At 54.4% G+C, this 19,662-nt stretch carries 21 protein-coding genes and 1 riboswitch; of the genes, 8 read left to right on the top strand and 13 right to left on the bottom strand.

All coding sequences use genetic code 11. The features are described 5' to 3' along the window. Positions 1-10: 10 nt before the first annotated feature. Positions 11-1,099: an efflux RND transporter periplasmic adaptor subunit gene (locus tag A6U95_RS27225; RefSeq protein ID WP_241810732.1), complete on the bottom strand. Its 1,089-nt coding sequence runs from the start codon at positions 1,097-1,099 to the stop codon at positions 11-13. A 175-nt stretch (positions 1,100-1,274) separates the two neighbouring features. Then, the gene (locus A6U95_RS27220) at positions 1,275-2,027 is read right to left on the bottom strand and encodes an SDR family NAD(P)-dependent oxidoreductase (RefSeq protein WP_065686758.1); all 753 of its coding nucleotides are present in this window, start codon (positions 2,025-2,027) and stop codon (positions 1,275-1,277) included. Positions 2,028-3,001: 974 nt separating this feature from the next. Here A6U95_RS27220 and A6U95_RS27215 point away from each other — a divergent pair. Beyond that, positions 3,002-3,763, top strand: a complete 762-nt coding sequence (locus tag A6U95_RS27215) for an arylamine N-acetyltransferase (protein WP_065686757.1) — start codon at positions 3,002-3,004, stop codon at positions 3,761-3,763. Here the strand turns inward: A6U95_RS27215 and dusC are convergent. From dusC to rhlE, 3 genes are all read right to left on the bottom strand, one after another. Then, positions 3,760-4,689, bottom strand: a complete 930-nt coding sequence (gene dusC / locus A6U95_RS27210; protein ID WP_024527396.1) for a tRNA dihydrouridine(16) synthase DusC — start codon at positions 4,687-4,689, stop codon at positions 3,760-3,762. The genes A6U95_RS27215 and dusC overlap by 4 nt on opposite strands. Positions 4,690-4,763: 74 nt before the next feature. Further along, complete coding sequence (locus tag A6U95_RS27205; RefSeq protein WP_065686756.1) at positions 4,764-5,723, bottom strand: D-2-hydroxyacid dehydrogenase family protein; 960 nt, start codon at positions 5,721-5,723, stop codon at positions 4,764-4,766. A gap of 71 nt (positions 5,724-5,794) precedes the next feature. Further along, positions 5,795-7,168 carry an ATP-dependent RNA helicase RhlE gene (gene rhlE / locus A6U95_RS27200; protein ID WP_024530562.1) on the bottom strand — a complete coding sequence of 458 codons (1,374 nt, stop codon included), beginning with the start codon at positions 7,166-7,168 and terminating at the stop codon, positions 5,795-5,797. Between the two features lie 323 nt (positions 7,169-7,491). Here rhlE and cecR point away from each other — a divergent pair, with 323 nt between their 5' ends. The 6 genes from cecR (at position 7,492) to A6U95_RS27170 (ending at position 13,734) form a co-directional block, all read left to right on the top strand. Next, positions 7,492-8,190 carry a transcriptional regulator CecR gene (cecR, locus tag A6U95_RS27195; RefSeq protein ID WP_065686755.1) on the top strand — a complete coding sequence of 233 codons (699 nt, stop codon included), beginning with the start codon at positions 7,492-7,494 and terminating at the stop codon, positions 8,188-8,190. A gap of 27 nt (positions 8,191-8,217) precedes the next feature. Continuing rightward, on the top strand, positions 8,218-9,204 hold the full coding sequence (hlyD, locus tag A6U95_RS27190) for a secretion protein HlyD (RefSeq protein ID WP_065686754.1): 987 nt from the start codon (positions 8,218-8,220) through the stop codon (positions 9,202-9,204). Between the two features lie 9 nt (positions 9,205-9,213). Beyond that, a complete protein-coding gene (locus A6U95_RS27185; protein ID WP_065686753.1) occupies positions 9,214-10,950 on the top strand; it encodes an ATP-binding cassette domain-containing protein in 1,737 nt (578 codons plus the stop codon). After that, positions 10,947-12,083 carry an ABC transporter permease gene (locus A6U95_RS27180; protein WP_065686752.1) on the top strand — a complete coding sequence of 379 codons (1,137 nt, stop codon included), beginning with the start codon at positions 10,947-10,949 and terminating at the stop codon, positions 12,081-12,083. The genes A6U95_RS27185 and A6U95_RS27180 overlap by 4 nt, the downstream gene beginning before the upstream one ends. Before the next feature lie 9 nt (positions 12,084-12,092). Next, positions 12,093-13,199, top strand: a complete 1,107-nt coding sequence (locus tag A6U95_RS27175; protein WP_024530557.1) for an ABC transporter permease — start codon at positions 12,093-12,095, stop codon at positions 13,197-13,199. A gap of 208 nt (positions 13,200-13,407) precedes the next feature. Continuing rightward, positions 13,408-13,734 (top strand): hypothetical protein, encoded by a 327-nt coding sequence (locus A6U95_RS27170; RefSeq protein WP_065686751.1) that lies wholly within the window; start codon positions 13,408-13,410, stop codon positions 13,732-13,734. A 53-nt stretch (positions 13,735-13,787) separates the two neighbouring features. Here A6U95_RS27170 and A6U95_RS27165 read toward each other — a convergent pair whose 3' ends face one another. From A6U95_RS27165 to moaA, 7 genes are all read right to left on the bottom strand, one after another. Continuing rightward, positions 13,788-14,219: a DUF2628 domain-containing protein gene (locus tag A6U95_RS27165; protein ID WP_065686750.1), complete on the bottom strand. Its 432-nt coding sequence runs from the start codon at positions 14,217-14,219 to the stop codon at positions 13,788-13,790. A gap of 197 nt (positions 14,220-14,416) precedes the next feature. Then, a complete protein-coding gene (locus tag A6U95_RS27160; RefSeq protein WP_021180400.1) occupies positions 14,417-15,124 on the bottom strand; it encodes a Bax inhibitor-1/YccA family protein in 708 nt (235 codons plus the stop codon). 125 nt (positions 15,125-15,249) lie between these two features. After that, positions 15,250-15,702, bottom strand: coding sequence for a molybdopterin synthase catalytic subunit MoaE (gene moaE, locus A6U95_RS27155; protein WP_065686749.1), 453 nt, complete (start codon positions 15,700-15,702; stop codon positions 15,250-15,252). Positions 15,703-15,704: 2 nt separating this feature from the next. Further along, the gene (moaD, locus tag A6U95_RS27150) at positions 15,705-15,950 is read right to left on the bottom strand and encodes a molybdopterin synthase sulfur carrier subunit (protein ID WP_024530555.1); all 246 of its coding nucleotides are present in this window, start codon (positions 15,948-15,950) and stop codon (positions 15,705-15,707) included. Next, the gene (moaC, locus tag A6U95_RS27145) at positions 15,947-16,426 is read right to left on the bottom strand and encodes a cyclic pyranopterin monophosphate synthase MoaC (RefSeq protein WP_024530554.1); all 480 of its coding nucleotides are present in this window, start codon (positions 16,424-16,426) and stop codon (positions 15,947-15,949) included. Before moaC ends, moaD begins: the two co-directional genes overlap by 4 nt. 3 nt (positions 16,427-16,429) lie before the next feature. Beyond that, positions 16,430-16,942, bottom strand: a complete 513-nt coding sequence (gene moaB / locus A6U95_RS27140) for a molybdenum cofactor biosynthesis protein B (RefSeq protein ID WP_065686748.1) — start codon at positions 16,940-16,942, stop codon at positions 16,430-16,432. 113 nt (positions 16,943-17,055) lie between these two features. Continuing rightward, positions 17,056-18,039: a GTP 3',8-cyclase MoaA gene (gene moaA, locus A6U95_RS27135; protein WP_021180395.1), complete on the bottom strand. Its 984-nt coding sequence runs from the start codon at positions 18,037-18,039 to the stop codon at positions 17,056-17,058. Then, a riboswitch (molybdenum cofactor riboswitch) is annotated at positions 18,030-18,172 on the bottom strand. Its footprint overlaps the gene before it by 10 nt. Before the next feature lie 263 nt (positions 18,173-18,435). On the opposite strand from moaA, the gene yvcK reads away from it, so the two are divergent. Next, positions 18,436-19,353, top strand: coding sequence for a uridine diphosphate-N-acetylglucosamine-binding protein YvcK (gene yvcK / locus A6U95_RS27130; RefSeq protein WP_065686747.1), 918 nt, complete (start codon positions 18,436-18,438; stop codon positions 19,351-19,353). Here the strand turns inward: yvcK and A6U95_RS27125 are convergent. After that, positions 19,350-19,601 carry a VF530 family protein gene (locus A6U95_RS27125; protein WP_065686746.1) on the bottom strand — a complete coding sequence of 84 codons (252 nt, stop codon included), beginning with the start codon at positions 19,599-19,601 and terminating at the stop codon, positions 19,350-19,352. The genes yvcK and A6U95_RS27125 overlap by 4 nt on opposite strands. Positions 19,602-19,662: the final 61 nt, after the last annotated feature.

Genomic DNA, 19,662 nt, shown 5'->3' with positions numbered 1-19,662 from the left:
CAACGTCCCCTTATGGTTGCGCGTTGGCGCTGGAGAGAATGGCGTTCACCTGCATACCGGGCCTGACGTGCTGTACACCGGCGATAATCACCCTTTCGCCAGCGCTGAGCCCGGCGTTCACCTGATAATATTGTTGATGTTGTTCACCCAGCGTCACCGCTCGGACTTCCACAATATTCTCAGGCGTGACCACCAGCACAAAGTGGCCCTGCTGGTTTTGCTGTAGTGCAGCAATGGGCACCAGCGTGACCGTCTGCGGTTGCTCGGCGGTCAGGATCACGTTCACCACGCCCCCGGGCAGCAGCAGATGATTAGGATTGGCAAAACGGGTGCGCAACGTGACGGTGCCAGTGTGGGCATCAATCTGATTATCTACCGATTCAAAACTGCCCAGCTCTGGGTAGGACTTGCCGTTGGCCAGTTCAAGACGGGCGGAAAACTGCCCTTCGGCGAGCTTACCCTCCCCACGCTGACGCTGATAGGCGGCGGTAATATAGTCCCGCTCATTGATAGAGATCGCCACGCGGATCGGATCGAGCTGCACAATGTTGACCAGTGCACCACTTGCCGCGTTGACCAGGCTACCCACATGAAAGCGGCTGTGGCCGATGCGCCCGGCAATCGGTGCATAAATACGGGTATAGCTGAGCTGTAGCTGCTGCGTATTTAGCGCTGCCCGAGCTTGGGCCACTGCTGCCCGGGTGGTATCCCGTTCGGCTGCCGCGGTGTCAATATCCGCTCTGCTGACCGCACGGTTATTACCTAGCTGTTGCAGACGCGTCAGGTTTACCTGCGCCAGATTTGCCGCTGCCGTGGCGCTATCCAGCTGCGCCTGAGCCTGTGCCACGGCAGAATGGTGCAAGGACGGCTCAATCTCGTACAGTAAATCCCCTGCCTTGACCATCTGCCCTTCGGTAAACGGCCGTTTGGCGATAAACCCTTCGGTACGGGTTTTCACCTCCACGGTTTGTATCGCCTCGATGCGGCCAAGATAGTGCAATGCACGTTCGGGTTGGCTTTGTTCAATCAGCGCCACGGTCACCGCAGGCAGCGGTGCAGCAACGCTCGGAGTGGCTATGGCCAGCAGCCACAGTGCCATAAAACGGGAGAACAGAGATTTAGTCATCGGCAGCAAGATCACTCATCAATTAATTACCAACCTAACTTGATGAAAATTATAGTTCACCCATAGCAAGTCAGAATAAGCTCTGCTGACGATTTCTGGTCCAGCCGCCTCGGGCCAGAGGGCGCAGCATGCAGCGCCCAGTAGCTGTTTACTGTGCCGTATACCCCCCATCAATGCTGTAAAAGGCCCCGGTGGTGAAACTGCTGTCTGTAGAAAGCAAAAAAACCACCGTTTTCGCTACCTCTTCACGCGTAGCCATACGCCCCATCGGATGGGAGGTAGCCATTTTCTCCCGCATCTGGGAGGGTAATCTGGCCATCGAAGGCGTATCGACATAGCCAGGCCCGACAGCGTTGATGCGTATCCCTTTATTGGCAAACTCCAGAGCTGCGGCCCTCGTCAAACCGATAATGCCGTGCTTGGCCGCGGTATAAGGCGCAATACCGGCAATGCCGACTATGCCATTGGCGGAAGAGAGGTTCACTACCGCGCCCCCGCCTGCTGCCACAATAGCGGGCAACCCGTACTTCATCCCATAGAAAGTGCCGCTGAGATCGGTTTCAATCACCGCGTGCCAATCATCAATGGAATATTCATTCAGCGGCACATTGTGCGGCCCGGTAATACCGGCATTGTTGACCAGCAGATGCAATTGCCCGCCAAGAGCCAGCGTCTGCGCTACCGCACTGCGCACCGATTCAGGATCGCGAGCATCCATAACCAACGGAAATACCGATTTGCCTGTCGGATCGATACGTTGCGCCGTTGCTGCCAACCTTGCGCGATTTCTGGCGGTGATCGCTACCTTCGCCCCTCGTTCGACCAACTCTTGAGCAATAGCTTCACCAATACCGGTGGAAGCACCGGTCACCAATGCCACTTTACCCGTAAAATCTTGCATAACGCCTCCCGATCGCTTTGAGTTAGGCGTTCAGGCTAAGGCTTGGGCATGACAGTTTCTGGCAGTGGCTATCCTCCAAAAATGCTGAAGCATCACCCCAATGGCAAAAGGATAAAACGAAAAAGCCCTGACAATATTTGCCAGGGCTTTTAGGTTACTGCATATTTAAAATTCAACATTAATCAACTTACTAACTGGGTACTACTTTCGATACTGCTTAAAATGTACTTGTTTATCACAGATAATATTGGGTATTAAAAAGCTAACTACATCCTCCCCTATACTGACTGATTTACAAATTCTGACTCACCTACCTCATAATAATTAGCCAAGGTAAAGCAAGCTAAACTGGTACATTCCCCCTCGCGATATAAACTATTGACGCATGGCTTTACTTTCATTGCAACAAACTTACAGGATAAAATTAACAAGTTGCAACATTAACACTTGAGAAACAGAGCCTTACATCATCGCGTATGGTACACACCCTGCGATCGTCGGTACTGACTACGTGGCCTTAAAGCATTGTCCTTGAGTCCGAACTGGCTCCTCAACGACGACTTCCCCATACAACAGAACTTCGTGGCCTTTATCGCAATATCACTAAACAACTTATTAAAGATAACCTTTCAATCTGTTATTTAGCTAAGCAGCTAACTATCAATTTCCTGCTGCTGGATACTAATTTACGACTTTTTCAAACTATGTCAATACTGTTTTTAACAACATACGTTTATTGGCTAAATCGCTAATTTTAAACGGACTGAAATCGATACGCATTTGCCTTTCTGGTTAATTACAGACGGCTTTCACATGCTTGCAAGCTCGGTGGCCACGACCCGTCAGGAAGACGAGTGTAATGCATTTGCACAAGCGGCTTTACGCCAACGATTTTCAGCACCGCACATATTGCTTCCCCGACGGCCACAATTCCCGCTAATTTATGCAAAATTTCCCGTATAGCGAGAATTCTGGTGGACATACCACGCTATCTGCAACACATCGGCTTCACAGGCACGCCACAGGCCGATCTGCAAACGCTGCAACAGCTGCATCGCTGCCATATGCTGGCGGTGCCCTTCGAGAATTTAAGCATTATCTATCATCAGAGCATCGATCTTAGCGAGGGCGGGCTGTTCAGCAAAATCGTCGAGCATAATCGCGGGGGGTTTTGTTATGAATTGAACCGGATATTTGCCCTGCTGTTGCAGCAGATCGGCTTTAAGGTGGCGTTTATATCCGGGGAAGTCCACGCCAGAGACGGCTCTTTTGGCCCGCCGTTTGACCATATGGCGCTGATGGTGACCCTGGATCAGCCGTATCTGGTCGATGTAGGGTTTGGCGATTCTTTCCTCGCCCCGCTGAAAATCACTACCACCGAGCAACAACCACAGGCCAGCGGCACCTTTCATCTTGAGCAAGATGGCGAGTGGTATCATCTGGAGCGCCGCAACGGCGATCGGACCTCCCACGCCAAGACGCTGTATCGCTTTACCCTACAACCCCGGCAGCCGGAAGAATTTAACCACATGTGCCACTATCACAGCACTTCGCCACTGTCGCACTTTACCCAAAAGCTGGTGTGCTCCCGCCCCACAGAGGATGGGCGCATCACCCTCAGCGAGTTAAAGCTGATCGTGACCCAGGACCATCACCGTAAGGAGTCTACGCTGCATTCGGAGGAAGAACGATTGGAGGCGCTGCGGCACTATTTTTCCATTGAACTAAGGGGTTAGCGGCAAATCACCCGCGCAATATCCTTGGAATTGTTTAACGTGCGGATCTCGGTAAACAGTTCCGTGGCTTCCTGATACTCTTTGCGCAGGTAACTGAGCCACTGTTTGATGCGGGCGACGTGGTATAAACCGGTATCGCCCTGCTTTTCCAGATGCACGTACTTTTGCAATAGCTGCACCACCTGCGGCCAAGGCATACGCGGTTCGTTATATTTCACCACCCGGCTCAGGTTGGGAATGTTCAACGCGCCACGCCCCAGCATTACCGCGTCGCAGCCGGTGGCCTGCATACACGCCTGCGCACTTTGATAGTCCCAAATTTCCCCGTTGGCGATCACCGGGATGCTCAAACGTTGGCGGATCTCACCGATCGCCTGCCAGTTGATGCGATCGGCTTTATAACCGTCCTCTTTGGTACGGCCATGGATGGTGATTTCGGTCGCGCCCGCTTGCTGCACCGCATCGGCAATTTCAAAGCTGCGGGAATCTGAATCCCAACCCAAGCGCACTTTTACCGTCACTGGCAGATGCGCTGGCACCGCGGCGCGCATCGCTTTGGCACCCTGATAAATCAGTTCGGGATCTTTGAGCAAGGTAGCCCCGCCGCCGCTGCCGTTGACATGTTTGGACGGGCAGCCGCAGTTCAGATCGACGCCGTAAGAACCCAGTTCGACCGCCTGAGCGGCGTTTTCCGCCAGCCATTCGGGATACTGGCCAAGCAGTTGCACCCGCACCTGGGTGCCAGATGGCGTTTTGCTGGCATGGTGCAGTTCCGGGCACAGCCGGTAGAAGGATTTGGCCGGCAGCCGTTGATCGACGACCCGCAGGAATTCGGTGATGCAGAGATCGTAATCGTTCACCTCGGTGAGCAATTCCCGCACCAGAGAGTCGAGTACCCCCTCCATTGGAGCCAATAATACGCGCATGCCTACCCCTGCAATCAAAGAGGGCGCAATGATACGGGCGAAAGGCGGTGCCAACAAGCCTCCCGCCGATAAAATTACCCTAGCTTACGCACCGGCTCACCGGCAATAAACGCCTGGATATCGGCAATCGCTTCCCGGAAATAGGTGCGGTAGTTATCATCCGCGACGTAACCCACATGCGGCGTAGCCAGCACGTTGGGCAAGCGGCGCAATGGGTGATCGGCGGGCAGTGGCTCTACTTCAAACACGTCCAGCCCAGCACCGGCGATCTGCCCGGTTTGCAGCGCTTCAACCAAAGCTTGCTGATCGACAATCGCTGCGCGCGAGGTGTTAATCAGGAAGGCGCTGTTTTTCATCTGTGCCAACGCCTGGCGGTCGATCAGCCCACGGCTGCGATCGCTTAACACCAGATGCACCGAAACAACGTCACTCGCTGCCAACAGCGCCTGTTTTGACTCGGCAAGTTGCACACCGAATTCCTGTGCCCTTTCAGCCGTCAGATTTTGGCTCCAGGCCACGACGTTCATGCCAAATGCCTGAGCCACCTTCGCCATCTGGCCGCCGATCTTGCCCAGCCCCAGTAGGCCTAACGTTTTGCCATGCAAGGTGATGCCAACATGTTGCTGCCAAGGCCCGTTGGCACGTAATCCGCTGCTTTCAGCCACCAGATGCTTGGCCAAACCGAGGATGAGCGCCCAGGTCAGTTCCATTGGCGCTTCGGAACCGCTGGCTGTGCCGCAAACGGTGACGCCTTGCCGGGTTGCCGCTGGCAAGTCGATTGAAGCGTTACGCATGCCTGAGGTGATCAGCAGTTGCAGTTTCGGCAAACGAGCAAGCAATGCGGCGGTGAACGGCGTGCGCTCTCGCATAATCACCACGATCTCGCAGTCTTTGATGCGGCTCACCAGTTGGTCTTCATCGTCAATATGATCACGCAGGGAGAACACCTCAACCTGCTCGCCAAGGACGGACCAATCCGCCATCTTCAGCGCTACACCTTGGTAATCATCAAGAATTGCACACTTCAATTTCATCTGGATCTCCTGAAACAGGCGAAAAAAAACCGCCAATAAATGGCGGTTCAGTATAGATCATCAATCGAGGATCACTCAGACGGTTTACGGCTATGCGGACGGCGCGATGGAGCACCTGAACGTGGTTTGCCTTCACCCTGTGGGCGAGCACTACCGCCGCCGCGATTTTCACGCTGACCGCCACCATTGCCACTACGCTGGCCGCCACCGTTACCGGTACGCGGAGCGCCGCCGCCGTTGCCACGTGGAGCACCACGGCCACCACCAGCCTGACGACCATTGATGATCGGTTCGGCTTTGATGCTTGGGTCCGGCTCATAGCCTGGCAGGGCAATGCGTGGAATCTCACGCTTAAGCAGGCGCTCAATATCACGCAGCAGTTTGTGTTCATCCACACAGACCAACGAGATCGCCTCGCCGGTACGTTCGGCACGGCCAGTACGGCCAATGCGGTGGACGTAATCTTCCGGAACGTTTGGCAGTTCGTAGTTCACTACGTGTGGCAACTGATCGATATCCAGGCCACGTGCAGCGATATCAGTAGCTACCAGCACACGGATTTTGCCGTCTTTAAAGTCTGCCAATGCGCGGGTACGTGCGCCCTGGCTTTTGTTGCCGTGGATAGCCGCAGCGGTGATGCCATCTTTATTCAGCTGTTCGGCCAAATGGTTGGCACCGTGCTTGGTACGGTTAAATACCAGCACCTGCTTCCAGTCACCTTCGCCGATCATCTGGGAAAGCAGTTCACGCTTGCGCTTCTTATCGACAAAGTGAACGCTCTGTTCAATCTGCTCGGAAGCGGTGTTGCGGCGAGCCACTTCTACCGAGGCCGGGTTGGTCAGCAGTTTACTGGCCAGCCCTTTGATCTCATCGGAGAAGGTCGCGGAGAACAGCAGGTTCTGACGCTTGGCAGGCAGCTTGGACAACACGCGGCGGATATCATGGATAAAGCCCATATCCAGCATGCGGTCGGCTTCGTCCAGCACCAGAATTTCAATTTTGGACAGATCAACCGCGTTCTGATGTTCCAGATCCAGCAGGCGGCCCGGCGTTGCCACCAGGATATCGACGCCGCCGCGCAGCTTCATCATCTGCGGGTTGATGCTCACACCACCAAACACCACCAGCGAACGCAGGCGCAGGTGTTTGCTGTAAGCCTCAACGTTTTCACCGATCTGTGCAGCCAGTTCACGGGTTGGCGTCAGGATCAACGCACGCACCGGGCGGCGGCCTTTGATTGGGTGATCGTGTTTGCTCAGCAGCTGTAATAGCGGCAAGGTAAAACCAGCTGTTTTACCGGTGCCGGTCTGGGCGCTGGCCATCAGGTCGCGGCCTGCCAATACCACCGGGATTGCCTGGCGTTGAATTGGCGTAGGTTCGCGATAGCCCTGTTCTTCAACAGCGCGCAGAATTTCAGCACTTAAGCCGAGGGTTTCAAATGACATAGTAGAGAAAAACTCCAGATCCCCCCTAACCTAAACAAATGTTCGGTGCAGTTTCCGGGAGGATTATCAGACGGGGCATAAGGAGGTACTCGCACTTTTTTGCGGCACATCCTCGGCATGACCTCGAGGGATTGGCACAAACTGCAGTGCACCAAGCGCGAGAGTGTAGCAGAAATCGAACAAGAAAAGGCAATTTTACGTGTTCACAGCACTTTTCGCCGAGCAAGCTCACGGAAAAGCAAAATGTTCTGGCCTGTAGTTTACATTTTAGCCCGCTCGGCCTAAAGTTAATCATATGATTGATTAACTTTTTGGGTCAACCTATGTCCTCTGCAGAAAACCCGCCGCTAAGCCCTCTCAAACGGGGTGAGCAAGCGCGCCAACAACTGCTCACCGCCGCGATCGAAGTGTTCGGCGAATATGGCCTTTCGGGTGCCACCACGCGGCAAATCGCCCAGCGCGCGGGGCAAAACATTGCTGCCATCACCTATTATTTCAACTCGAAAGAGGGGTTATATCTGGCGGTAGCCCAGTGGATTGCCGACTTTATCCAACAAAGCTTCCGCCCACTGAGCGAAGAAATCGAACGTTTCTATCAGCTGCCGGCAGAGCAACGCCAGCCGGAACACTACCTGTACCATCTCAAAAGCGGGTTGCTGGCCTTCAGCCAACTGATGACCGAGCCCCATACGCTCAACCTGAGCAAGATCATGTCTCGCGAACAGCTTTCGCCAACCGATGCCTACCCGCTGATCCACCAGCAGGTGATAGCCCCGCTGCATCACTTACTGTGTCGCCTGTTGGCGGGCTATACCGGCATCGATGCGCACTCCACCAAAATCATCTTGCATACCCATGCGCTGATCGGTGAGGTGCTGGCATTCCGCGTTGGCCGGGAAACCCTGCTACGCCAGGCAGGCTGGCATCAGATCGCGGCAGATGAAGCCGAGCAGATTAGCGAGGTGCTGGCCGAACATATCGACATTCTGGTTAACGGGCTACGCCAGCGTTATGCCGTCTAACTTTCCGTCTTGCAGTCAAGGAATATTATGAACAAGAAAAGAGTTGCCATTGTGGGTGTAGCGATCGTGCTGATCGCCGCTGCGACCTATGGTTTCTGGTCTTACCAACGCCAGCAGGACAAGCCTTTGACGCTGTATGGCAATGTGGATATCCGCACGGTAAACCTGGGCTTCCGCGTTAATGGCCGGTTGGCCTCGCTGGCGGTAGACGAAGGGGACAGCGTGCAACAGGGGCAGTTGCTGGGCAAACTGGACGACGCGCCTTACCAGAACGCGTTGCTACAGGCACAGGCCAACGTTGCCAGCGCCAAAGCCAAGCTCGATTTATTGCAGGCAGGCTACCGCAACGAGGAGATTGCCCAGGTACGATCCGAAGTTGCGCAGCGCCAGTCGGCCTTCAGCTATGCCGACAGCTTCTTCCAACGCCAGCAGGGGTTATGGGCGAAAAAGGCCACCTCAGCCGACGCTCTGGAAGATGCCCGCACTGCACGTAATCAGGCGCAGGCAAATTTGCAGGCGTCGAAAGACAAACTGTCGCAATACCTGACCGGCAACCGCCCGCAGGAAATCGAAGAGGCCAACGCCAATCTGGCGCTAGCCGAGGCGGCACTGGCGCAAGCCCAGTTGGATCTGCATGACACCACCCTGCTCTCTCCGTCCGTTGGTACGGTAATGACGCGAGCCGTGGAGCCAGGCACCATGCTCAGCGCTGGCAGCACAGTGTTTACCCTATCGTTGACCCGGCCGGTATGGGTTCGTGCCTACATCAATGAAACCAGTTTGGGTAGCGCTACGCCAGGTACCGAAGTTTTGATCGAGACCGACAGCCGCCCTGGCAAGCCTTATCACGGCAAGATCGGCTTTGTTTCCCCCACCGCGGAGTTCACCCCCAAAAGCGTAGAAACGCCGGATCTGCGTACCGATCTGGTCTACCGCTTGCGGATCATCGTCAACGATGCCGATGACGCCTTGCGTCAGGGGATGCCGGTAACCGTCCATTTCACACAACCGTAAGGAACCGTGATGGCACAGGCACATACGATTGAACTGGTGGCGTTGGAAAAACGCTTTCCATCACTCGATAAACCGGCGGTGGCCAGCTTAACGACCACGTTGCGCAGTGGCGCGGTGACTGGGCTGGTTGGCCCCGATGGCGCGGGCAAAACTACCCTGCTGCGCATGTTGGCAGGTTTGCTGCTCCCCAGCAGCGGCAAGCTGACCGTCGCCGGGTTGGATCCGATAGCACAGGATCGCCAGTTGCACGCCATTCTCGGTTACATGCCGCAAAAGTTCGGGCTGTATGAAGATCTGACGGTAATGGAAAATCTCACGCTGTATGCCGATCTGCGCGGAGTCACCGGCGATCTGCGTAAGCAAACCTTTGAGCGGTTGCTGACGTTTACCGATCTGACCCGCTTTACCAAACGACTGGCGGGCAAGCTTTCCGGCGGGATGAAGCAAAAGCTCGGGCTGGCCTGTACGCTGCTTGGCCAACCTCAGGTGTTGCTGCTGGATGAGCCCGGCGTCGGCGTCGATCCCATTTCACGTCGTGAACTCTGGCGAATGGTGCATGAGCTGGCCAACGACGGCATGCTGATCCTGTGGAGTACCTCCTATCTCGACGAAGCCGAGCAGTGCCGCGAAGTGCTGCTGATGAACGAAGGCGAGTTACTGTTCAGCGGCGCGCCACAGGATCTTACCCAGCGCATGGCTGGCCGTACCATTTTGATCGATACCCCAGCCGGTAGCCACCGAGCGCTGTTGCAACGGGCGATCTGCCTGCCTGCGGTTAGCGACGGTGTGATCCAGGGGAAATATCTGCGGCTGATCCTCAAGCCAGGTGAAGATCATCAGCAAGTATTGCAGGATCTGGATCTGCCTCAGGCCGAATTAACCGAGGCCGAACCGCGTTTTGAGGATGCGTTTATCGATCTGTTAGGCGGCGGCCCGAACAGTAAATCTGCCTTGGCCGAGATCATGCCCACGGTAACGGGAGACAGCTCGGAAACGGTGATCGAAGCTCAGGGGTTGACCAAAAAATTCGGCGACTTTGCGGCCACCGACCATGTGGATTTCAAAGTGCAGCGCGGCGAGATCTTTGGCCTGCTTGGCCCCAACGGCGCAGGTAAATCCACCACTTTCAAGATGATGTGTGGCCTGCTGGTGCCCAGCGATGGCAAAGCGCTGGTGCTAGGTATGGATCTAAAAACCAGCTCGGGCAAGGCGCGCCAGCACCTGGGCTATATGGCACAGAAATTTTCGCTGTATGGCAACCTGACGGTGGCGCAGAACCTGAAGTTTTTCTCCGGCGTTTATGGGCTGAGTGGCAAGAGCCAGCGCGATAAAATTGACGAGATGTCTCGCGCCTTCAACTTCGCCCCGATCCTCAACCAAACGCCGGATTCGCTACCGCTCGGTTTCAAACAGCGATTGGCGCTGGCCTGCGCGCTGATGCATGAGCCAGACATTCTGTTTCTTGATGAGCCCACCTCGGGCGTCGATCCCCTGACCCGGCGCGAGTTCTGGCTGCACATCAACGGCATGGTGGATAAAGGCGTGACGGTGATGGTCACCACCCACTTTATGGATGAAGCGGAATACTGCGATCGCATCGGCCTGGTATATCGCGGCAAAATTATCGCCGCTGGCACACCAGACGATCTCAAACAGCAGATAGCCAGCGAGCAAAACCCCAACCCTTCGATGGAAGAGGCGTTTATCGAGCTGGTGCAGGGCTACGATCGGGAGGAGACAGCATGAGCAGCGACAACGGCTTTTCCTGGCGGCGACTGCGGGCGTTGTGCCTGAAAGAAACCCGGCAGATATTGCGAGATCCCAGCAGCGGACTGATTGCCTTCGTCATTCCGCTGATGCTGCTGTTTATCTTTGGTTACGGCATCAACCTGGATTCCAGCAAGCTGCGGCTGGGGATCCTGATGGAACAGCAAAGCGAAGAGGCACGCGATCTGGCCAATGCCTTTATCGGTTCACCCTATATTGAACCGACCGTCAGCGATAACCGCCAGCAGTTGATCCAAATGATGCAGGCTGGCAGCATCCGCGGCCTGGTGGTGATCCCCAGCGATTTTGCCGAGCATTTGGCAAGGCCCAACGACCGCGCTCCTTTACAGGTGATTACCGACGGCAGCGAGCCCAATACCGCCAACTTTGTGCAAGGCTATACCCAAGGGATCTGGCAAATCTGGCAGCAACAGCGTGCCACCGATCTGGGGCGTGACGACAAGCCGCTGATTGAAGTCCAGATGCGCTACTGGTTTAACCCGGCGGCCATCAGCCAGCACTTTATTATTCCAGGAGCCATCACCATTATCATGACGGTGATCGGTGCCATTCTGACCTCGTTGGTGATCGCCCGCGAATGGGAGCGTGGCACCATGGAGGCGCTGCTTTCCACCCAGGTCACGCGCAGCGAGCTGCTGCTGTCCAAACTGGTGCCGTACTATTTCCTGGGCATGATCGCCATGTTGCTGTGTATGGTGGTTTCGGTATTTGTACTCGGCGTGCCCTACCGTGGCTCCTTGCTGCTGCTGTTCGTGATCAGCAGTCTGTTCCTGGCCAGCACGCTCGGCATGGGGCTGTTAATCTCGACCATTACCCGCAACCAGTTTAACGCGGCAATGGTGGCCCTGAACGCCGCCTTTTTACCTTCAATTATGCTGTCTGGATTTATCTTCCAGATCGACAGTATGCCCGCCGTGGTACGTGCGGTGACCTATATCATTCCGGCGCGCTACTTTGTCAGTACGCTGCAAACGCTGTTCCTGGCAGGCAACATCGGCACCGTGCTGGTGATTAACCTGCTGTTTTTGATCGCTTCGGCGGTGGTGTTTATCGGCCTGACGGCCTGGAAAACCCAGCGGCGGCTGGATTAAGGGGAAGCCATGTTTCACCGTCTCTGGACGTTGATCGTTAAAGAAATGCAGTCTCTACTGCGCGATCCGCAGACCCGCGCGATCCTGATTATGCCAGTGTTGTTGCAAGTGGTGCTGTTCCCGTTCGCCGCTACGCTGGAAGTCACCAACGCCACCATCGCGGTGTACAGTGAGGACAGCGGCCAGCACTCCATTGAACTGACTCAACGCCTTGCCAAAGCCAAAGCCTTTTCTCACGTGCTGTTGTTGCGCAGCCCGCAGGAGATAAGAACCACTATTGATAATCAGAAGGCGCTGCTGCTGGTCCGCTTCCCGGCCAACTTCTCACGGGATATCGCCAGTGGTAATACCGCACCGTTGCAGTTGATCCTCGATGGCCGTAACTCCAACAGCGCGCAGATCGCCGCCAACTATGTGCAGCAGATCGTGCAGGACTACCAGAATGAGCTGATTGGGCAGCGTACCAAGCCCAACAACAGCGAACTGGTGGTACGCAACTGGTATAACCCGAATCTGGATTACAAATGGTTCGTGGTGCCTTCGCTGATCGCGATGATCACCACCATCGGCGTGTTGATCGTTACCTCGCTTTCCGTCGCACGTGAACGTGAGCAAGGCACGTTGGAGCAGTTGTTGGTTTCGCCTTTAACCACCTGGCAGATTTTTATCGGCAAGGCGGTACCGGCCCTGATCATTGCCACCTTCCAGGCTTCGATCGTGCTGTTTATCGGTATCTTTGCCTACCAGATCCCGTTTGCCGGTTCGTTGCTGCTGTTCTACGGCACCATGCTGGTTTACGGGCTGTCTTTGGTGGGCTTCGGGCTGCTGATTTCTTCGCTGTGCGCGACGCAGCAGCAGGCGTTTATCGGGGTGTTTGTGTTTATGATGCCGGCGATACTGCTTTCCGGCTATGTCTCGCCGGTGGAGAATATGCCGGTTTGGCTTCAGCATCTCACCTGGGCCAACCCTATCCGCCACTTCACCGATATCACCAAGCAGATCTACCTCAAGGATGCCGGTTTCAGCATCATCTGGCACAGCCTATGGCCACTGTTGGTGATTACCGCCACCACCGGTAGCGCGGCCTATGCCATGTTCAGACGGAAGATTGCCTGAATAGCAGACGCAAAAAAACCGACGGGTGAGGTCGGCTGAGACTGCTAAAGAATTTCCACCAACTCGGCATGTGGGGGCGCAGCATGCAGCCCCCGCCTTTAATATTTATCGATGTTCGGTGAAGTGAAGCGCTATGGAAGTGATGTTAAACCGTAAACAGAATGCGTAGAATATGCGTACTGTAATTTAATTGCTTATGGAGGGCGATTTGACAGAAATAGCAGCAGTAAAGGAAAACTCTTTTAACAGCATGGTCCGTTTTGGACTTAACCTGGCTTGGTTCAACCTGTTAGGCATGGTTATCCTGCTTATCATACTGTTTTCTTTGCCGGAAGAAACTGCCGAATGGGTCAATACCACGGCGAGCGTATTCTGCTACATCAATTTAATGGCAAACCTGCTGGTTTTATGTTTTGCATTGGTTGGATTATTTAAATCCACATTGAAATGGTCAGCATTCCTAACTATGTGCATTAGCGCGGTGATCTTTTTCATCTATCTGATTGCAATAGCGGTAAGTATGAACGGCAGCTAAGATTACATTATCATGTTAAGGGCAATACAGTTTATTGCCCTTAAATATTCCACTTACATTGCTGCGATCTTTGCCGACGATTTCTTGGTAAAACCTTCTAACGGGTTCCAACTATCCAACCCTTTGACTTCTTTGAGGTAATAAGCATAGTTGGCAATCGTGGCACAAGAACCTGCATAACCTATATTCACACCACGGGCCAGCGCATCTAGATCCATTCCGGTCGCGGATTCAACAATTATAATGATCACGTTGAACGCCAAAATCGCGCCGAACATCACTAACCCTTTTTTCCATAAGCCAAGTATGCAGAAATAAATAATGCCAAAGAAAAAAGCATAAAAATTAAATACATATTTAATGCGGCCTAAGAACTTCATGTTTTTAATCGCGCTTTTATATTGCGGAGAGTTAATATCCCCACCGGCGCTATCAAACAGAGCAAAACGATCCTTCCATTTTTGACTTAATTCGGTCTTATCCATGATGGTTTTTCACAATCCATATTATTATCATCCTAAGTAAAAGACATATATGACTTTTACCCTCCCTATCCATCGGATATTAAACAAAAAAAACCTTATAGATGTCAAGGTGATAATTTTCAACCAGAAGACAGAAAAATCCTATAAAAAAGCCCCGTGTTAAAACGGGGCCAGATATTTATTGCTGAGCTAGCGTATTAGCGACGGTTGCCGAAGATACGCAACAGCATCAGGAACAGGTTGATAAAGTCGAGATACAGCGTTAATGCGCCAACGATGGCGTATTTGCGGAAGCTGTCTTTATCATCGGCATTCAGCTGTTCACCCATTGCTTTCAGTTTCTGGGTGTCATACGCCGTCAGGCCCACAAATACCAGCACGCCGATATAGGTGATTGCCCACATCAGCGCCGGGCTTTTCAGCCAGATGTTCACCAGTGACGCCAGCACAATACCAATCAGCCCCATAAACAGCATGCTGCCGAAACCGCTCAAATCGCGTTTGGTGGTGTAGCCGTACAGGCTCATCGCACCGAACATCCCCGCAGTGACCACGAAGGTGCTGGCGATCGAACTATAGGTGTAGGCAATGAAGATGCTCGATAGCGTTAACCCGGTCAGCGCCGAGTAGAGCATAAATAGCCCAGTGGCCATGGTGCCGCTCAGGCGGTTAACCATGCCGGAAATCACAAACACCAGGCCCAACTGCAGGATAATCAGCCCAAAGAAGGTGATCTGGCTAGAGAAAATAAAGTTGATGATCGCAGGCGTATGCGCTGCATACCAGGAAACAAATGCGGTCAACAGCAAGCCACAGGTCATCCAGCCATACACCTGCGCCATATAAGCCTGAATGCCGCTGTTGGCACGTTCAACGATCGAACCATTACGTGGATATCGGTCCATGACGGTTACCTTTTACATGTGAGCCAAGTTTCGGGGAACTTCCCCTGCCAATAATAAGCGTACCACAGAAAACACCGCGCGAAACGGACAAAGGTATTGATTTATTTCCGCTGTTGAGGCGCGATTTACCACCGCTTGGCGGCTTGTTTATCCGTATCGCGGGCCTCTACCCAGCGCTCCCCCTGCCCGGTCGCCTCACGTTTCCAGAAGGGCGCTCGGGTTTTCAGGTAATCCATAATAAATTGTGCCGCCTCGAAGGCCATGTTGCGATGAGCGCTGGTCACGCCGACAAACACAATTTCATCACCAGGGAAAAGATCACCGATGCGATGGATCACCGTTGCCCGCTGCAATGGCCAACGGGCCCGCGCTTGTGCAACGATCTCTTCAAGGGCTTTTTCAGTCATGCCAGGGTAATGCTCCAACGACAGCGCGCTGACGTCATCCCCCAGATTGTGATTGCGTACCTTGCCGGTAAAAGTCACCACTGCGCCGTCATCATCACACTGTGCCAGCCACTGGTATTCTTCACCTACGCTAAAGGTTGCCTGGCCAACACGGATACGAGTATTTTCCACTGTTAACCTCCGGTTACCGGTGGAAAGAAAGCCACTTCATCACCGGCTTGCAGCGGATGCTCTGCGGCCACCAGGGATTGATTGACCGCCGTCAGCAATTTACCAGGCTCCAGCGCCAGCGCCCAACGATCGCCACGCTCGCACAGCGATTTACGCAGCTCTTCAACCGTAAGGTACTGCGCCGGCAGGCTCAGCATATTGGTACCGACCAGTTCACGCACCTGCGCGAAAAACAGAATAGTGATCATGATTCCACCTTAAAATCACCGGACTTGCCGCCGCTTTTTGCCAGCAGCCGCACCGGGCCAATTACCATATCTTTCTGCACCGCTTTGCACATGTCGTAGATGGTGAGCGCTGCCACCGAAGCGGCAGTCAACGCCTCCATTTCAACCCCGGTTTTACCGGTCAAACGGCAGCAGGTTTCGATACGCACGCGGTTAAATTCCGGTTGCGCTTCGAGCTGTACTTCCACCTTGCTTAACATCAACGGATGGCAAAGAGGGATCAGTTCCCAAGTGCGCTTCGCCGCTTGAATTCCGGCAATACGCGCCGTGGCGAATACGTCGCCTTTATGGTGGCTGCCGTCGATAATCATCGCCAGCGTTGCCGCCTGCATTTCTACAAAAGCCTCGGCACGGGCTTCACGTACCGTCTCCGCTTTGGCAGAGACATCGACCATATGGGCCTCGCCAGCGGCGTTAATGTGGGTTAGCTGCGTCATAGATTATTTCTTTAAATGGGGTAAGAAGTTGCACGGGCGATGGCGCGCGTCCAACTGCTCTTCAATAATACGTTCCCAGGCGGTACGACAGGCGCGGGTGGAGCCCGGCATGGCGAAGATCACCGTCTGATTGGCAATACCGGCCAAAGCGCGGGACTGGATGGTCGCGGTACCGATCTCTTCGTATGACACCATGCGGAACAGTTCGCCGAACCCTTCCACTTCGCGGTCAAACAGCGGCAATAGCGCTTCTGGCGTATTGTCCCCGGAGGTAAAGCCGGTGCCGCCGTTAATCAACACGGCCTGCACGTCATCGCTGGCAATCCATGCGGAAACCTGCGCACGGATCTGATAAATATTGTCTTTGACCAAGGCGCGCGCCACCACCTGATGGCCGGTTTCCTGCACGGCTTCTTGAAGATATTGTCCGGAGGTATCGTCCGCTTCAGTGCGGCGATCCGAAACGGTCAGAATGGCAATCTTGGCCGCAATAAATTCACTGCTGGTTTGGCTCATTGTGTGTTGTGCTCCTGATTGTCGATGGCCCCTCACCCTCTCCTTTAGTGAGAGGGGGACCGTTCGAGCTCGTATTCATCATCTGACGTTCCCCATTGCTACAGGAAATCGTATCAACCGCCGATAAACGAAAGGTTCTGCGTGAGACCGCTATTGCCCTGATGCAGGAAGTGGGTTTGCTTTTTGGTTTGCAGCCCGCTTTGAATGCGCATTTTCAGCTGTTCCAACTGGCCGTCATCCGCCAGCAGATCGCGCAGGGTAATCCCTTGCTCACCAAACAGGCACAGATGCAGATTGCCAATGGCGGAAACCCGCAGGCGGTTGCAACTGGCACAGAAATCTTTTTCGTACGGCATGATCAGCCCTATCTCGCCCTGATAATCCGGGTGGCTGAATACCTGCGCCGGGCCATCACTGCGGCCACGGACTTGGCGCTGCCAACCCTGCTGCTCCAACTGCAGGCGGATCACTTCGCCAGACACATGGTGCTTGCGGAACAGATCGCTGCCATCACCGGTTTCCATCAGTTCGATAAACCGCAGTTGGATTGGCCGATCCTTGATCCAGTTAAGGAAGCTGCCCAATTGCTGGTGATTGACATCACGCATCAGCACTGCATTCACCTTCACCTTGCTGTAACCGGCGGTAAAGGCGGCATCGATGCCCTCCATCACCTGGCGGAACTTGTCCTGGCCGGTGATGGCATGAAACTGGCGTGCGTCAAGGCTATCTACGCTGACGTTAATCGCCGTTAGGCCCGCATCACGCCAACTGGCCACATCACGTGCCAGGCGATAGCCGTTGGTGGTCACAGCCAGGGTTCGGATCGCCGGGTTTTCGCGCACAGCGGCAATGATGTCGGTAAAATCGCGGCGTAAAGAAGGCTCACCGCCGGTCAGGCGTACCTTTTCGGTACCCAGTTCGGCAAAGGCACGGCTGACGCGCCGAATTTCATCCAGAGAGAGGAAGGTCTTGGGGCTGCCGCTCGGTTTATAGCCATCCGGCAGACAGTAGGTGCAACGAAAGTTACACACGTCGGTGATCGATAGGCGCAAATAGTAGAATTTGCGCTCAAAAGCATCAATAAGTTGCGGCACCTGTAACACCTTCCAAATACGGGAGATGCGAGCGTTTCCACTCTGCACCCTGGTGGCTGACTTCGCCACGGCCAGGATACCCTATCGCTCCAAAGAACAACGTAGGTACCAAGGCTAGGAGTTTTGATCCCATTCCCGCTACCTCAAGTAGCCGGAACGAAACCGTGGTTTTCCCGAGAATTCTAGCGCTAAACAGCCGCGATAGCCAATGTGGATTCACGCTATATACTTGTGTATACAGCGATTTTTCACCCTCTCAGGTCTGGATAACCATAATAAACAACCGTTATGCCAGCGAATTGACCAGAATCACGCAAATCGCACTCTTTATCGCGTTTTTGTGCCAAATCCGCTACTTTATGCAGGCAGTCTACCTACCCTGAGTTAAGGAATTTTATGCGCAACCGTACCCTGGCCGATCTTGATCGCGTCGTGGCATTAGGTGGTGGTCACGGCCTTGGCCGTGTGATGTCTTCGCTGTCGTCGTTGGGTTCTCGCCTGACCGGCATTGTCACCACCACCGATAACGGCGGTTCTACCGGCCGCATCCGCCGTTCTGAAGGCGGCATTGCCTGGGGTGACACCCGTAATTGCCTCAATCAGCTGATTACCGAGCCTAGCGTCGCCTCAGCGATGTTTGAATACCGTTTTAGCGGCAATGGGGAGCTGGCGGGGCATAACCTGGGGAATCTGATGCTGAAAGCCTTGGATCATCTGAGCGTGCGCCCGCTGGAGGCGATCAATCTGGTGCGTAGTCTGCTGAAGATCGACGCGGCGCTGATCCCGATGTCGGAACAGCCGGTCGATCTGATGGCCCACGATCATGAGGGGCACCAGGTCTACGGCGAAGTGAATATCGATCAGCTAAGGATCATGCCACAAGAGCTGATGCTCTCGCCGCCGGTACACGCCACCCGTGAAGCGGTTGAGGCGATCGCGCAGGCCGATCTGATCCTGATCGGGCCAGGCAGTTTTCTTACCAGCCTGATGCCACTGTTGCTGCTTGAGGATCTGACTCAGGCCCTGCGACGCAGCAGCGCCAATATGGTGTATATCGGTAATCTGGGCCGCGAACTGAGCGTCGCGGCAGCCGCACTGACGCTGCAAGACAAACTGGCGCTGATGGAAGAGAAGATCGGCCGTAAAATGATTGATGCAGTGATCGTTGGCCCGGCGGTGGATACCAGCGCCATGCAGGATCGCATTGTGGTGCAACAACCGCTGGAAGCCAGCGATATCCCGTATCGCCACGATCGCCTGCTATTACGCCAGGCGCTGGATACCGCGTTGGTGCAGCTAGCTAGCCGCGATTAATCTTGACCACGGAACCAAGGATTATCGCTAACGCTGTCGATGTAGAGATCTTCCACCTGCTTGCGTGCCCACGGGGTGCGGCGCAAGAACTTGAGGCTGGATTTGATGCTCGGATCGCTGCTGAAGCAGTTGATGCGAATACGCTCTGCCAGCCCGTTCCAGCCATATTGGGCTACCAGCTTGTTCAGCAGTTGCTCCAGCGTAATACCGTGTAACGGGTCTTTGGATGGGGATGGGGTTGCGGTCATGGCGGCTACTCGTCTCAATACTTGGGGCGCACACCTTAATCAGCAAACGGGCGTACGGCAA

Origin of the sequence: Serratia sp. 14-2641 (genome assembly GCF_001692375.1) — a bacterium.
Classification (GTDB): Bacteria; Pseudomonadota; Gammaproteobacteria; order Enterobacterales; family Enterobacteriaceae; genus Chania; species Chania fonticola_C.
Note: the sequence above shows the minus strand (reverse complement) of the source record. Positions and strands in the feature narration are given on the sequence as shown.

Coding starts and splice junctions, on each gene's coding strand:
- A6U95_RS27225 (WP_241810732.1), bottom strand. CDS start 1,099: ATGGCACTGTGGCTGCTGGCCATAGCCACTCCGAGCGTTGCTGCACCG.
- A6U95_RS27220 (WP_065686758.1), bottom strand. CDS start 2,027: ATGCAAGATTTTACGGGTAAAGTGGCATTGGTGACCGGTGCTTCCACC.
- dusC (WP_024527396.1), bottom strand. CDS start 4,689: ATGCGCGTATTATTGGCTCCAATGGAGGGGGTACTCGACTCTCTGGTG.
- A6U95_RS27205 (WP_065686756.1), bottom strand. CDS start 5,723: ATGAAATTGAAGTGTGCAATTCTTGATGATTACCAAGGTGTAGCGCTG.
- rhlE (WP_024530562.1), bottom strand. CDS start 7,168: ATGTCATTTGAAACCCTCGGCTTAAGTGCTGAAATTCTGCGCGCTGTT.
- cecR (WP_065686755.1), top strand. CDS start 7,492: ATGTCCTCTGCAGAAAACCCGCCGCTAAGCCCTCTCAAACGGGGTGAG.
- hlyD (WP_065686754.1), top strand. CDS start 8,218: ATGAACAAGAAAAGAGTTGCCATTGTGGGTGTAGCGATCGTGCTGATC.
- A6U95_RS27185 (WP_065686753.1), top strand. CDS start 9,214: ATGGCACAGGCACATACGATTGAACTGGTGGCGTTGGAAAAACGCTTT.
- A6U95_RS27180 (WP_065686752.1), top strand. CDS start 10,947: ATGAGCAGCGACAACGGCTTTTCCTGGCGGCGACTGCGGGCGTTGTGC.
- A6U95_RS27175 (WP_024530557.1), top strand. CDS start 12,093: ATGTTTCACCGTCTCTGGACGTTGATCGTTAAAGAAATGCAGTCTCTA.
- A6U95_RS27165 (WP_065686750.1), bottom strand. CDS start 14,219: ATGGATAAGACCGAATTAAGTCAAAAATGGAAGGATCGTTTTGCTCTG.
- A6U95_RS27160 (WP_021180400.1), bottom strand. CDS start 15,124: ATGGACCGATATCCACGTAATGGTTCGATCGTTGAACGTGCCAACAGC.
- moaD (WP_024530555.1), bottom strand. CDS start 15,950: ATGATCACTATTCTGTTTTTCGCGCAGGTGCGTGAACTGGTCGGTACC.
- moaC (WP_024530554.1), bottom strand. CDS start 16,426: ATGACGCAGCTAACCCACATTAACGCCGCTGGCGAGGCCCATATGGTC.
- moaB (WP_065686748.1), bottom strand. CDS start 16,942: ATGAGCCAAACCAGCAGTGAATTTATTGCGGCCAAGATTGCCATTCTG.
- yvcK (WP_065686747.1), top strand. CDS start 18,436: ATGCGCAACCGTACCCTGGCCGATCTTGATCGCGTCGTGGCATTAGGT.
- A6U95_RS27125 (WP_065686746.1), bottom strand. CDS start 19,601: ATGACCGCAACCCCATCCCCATCCAAAGACCCGTTACACGGTATTACG.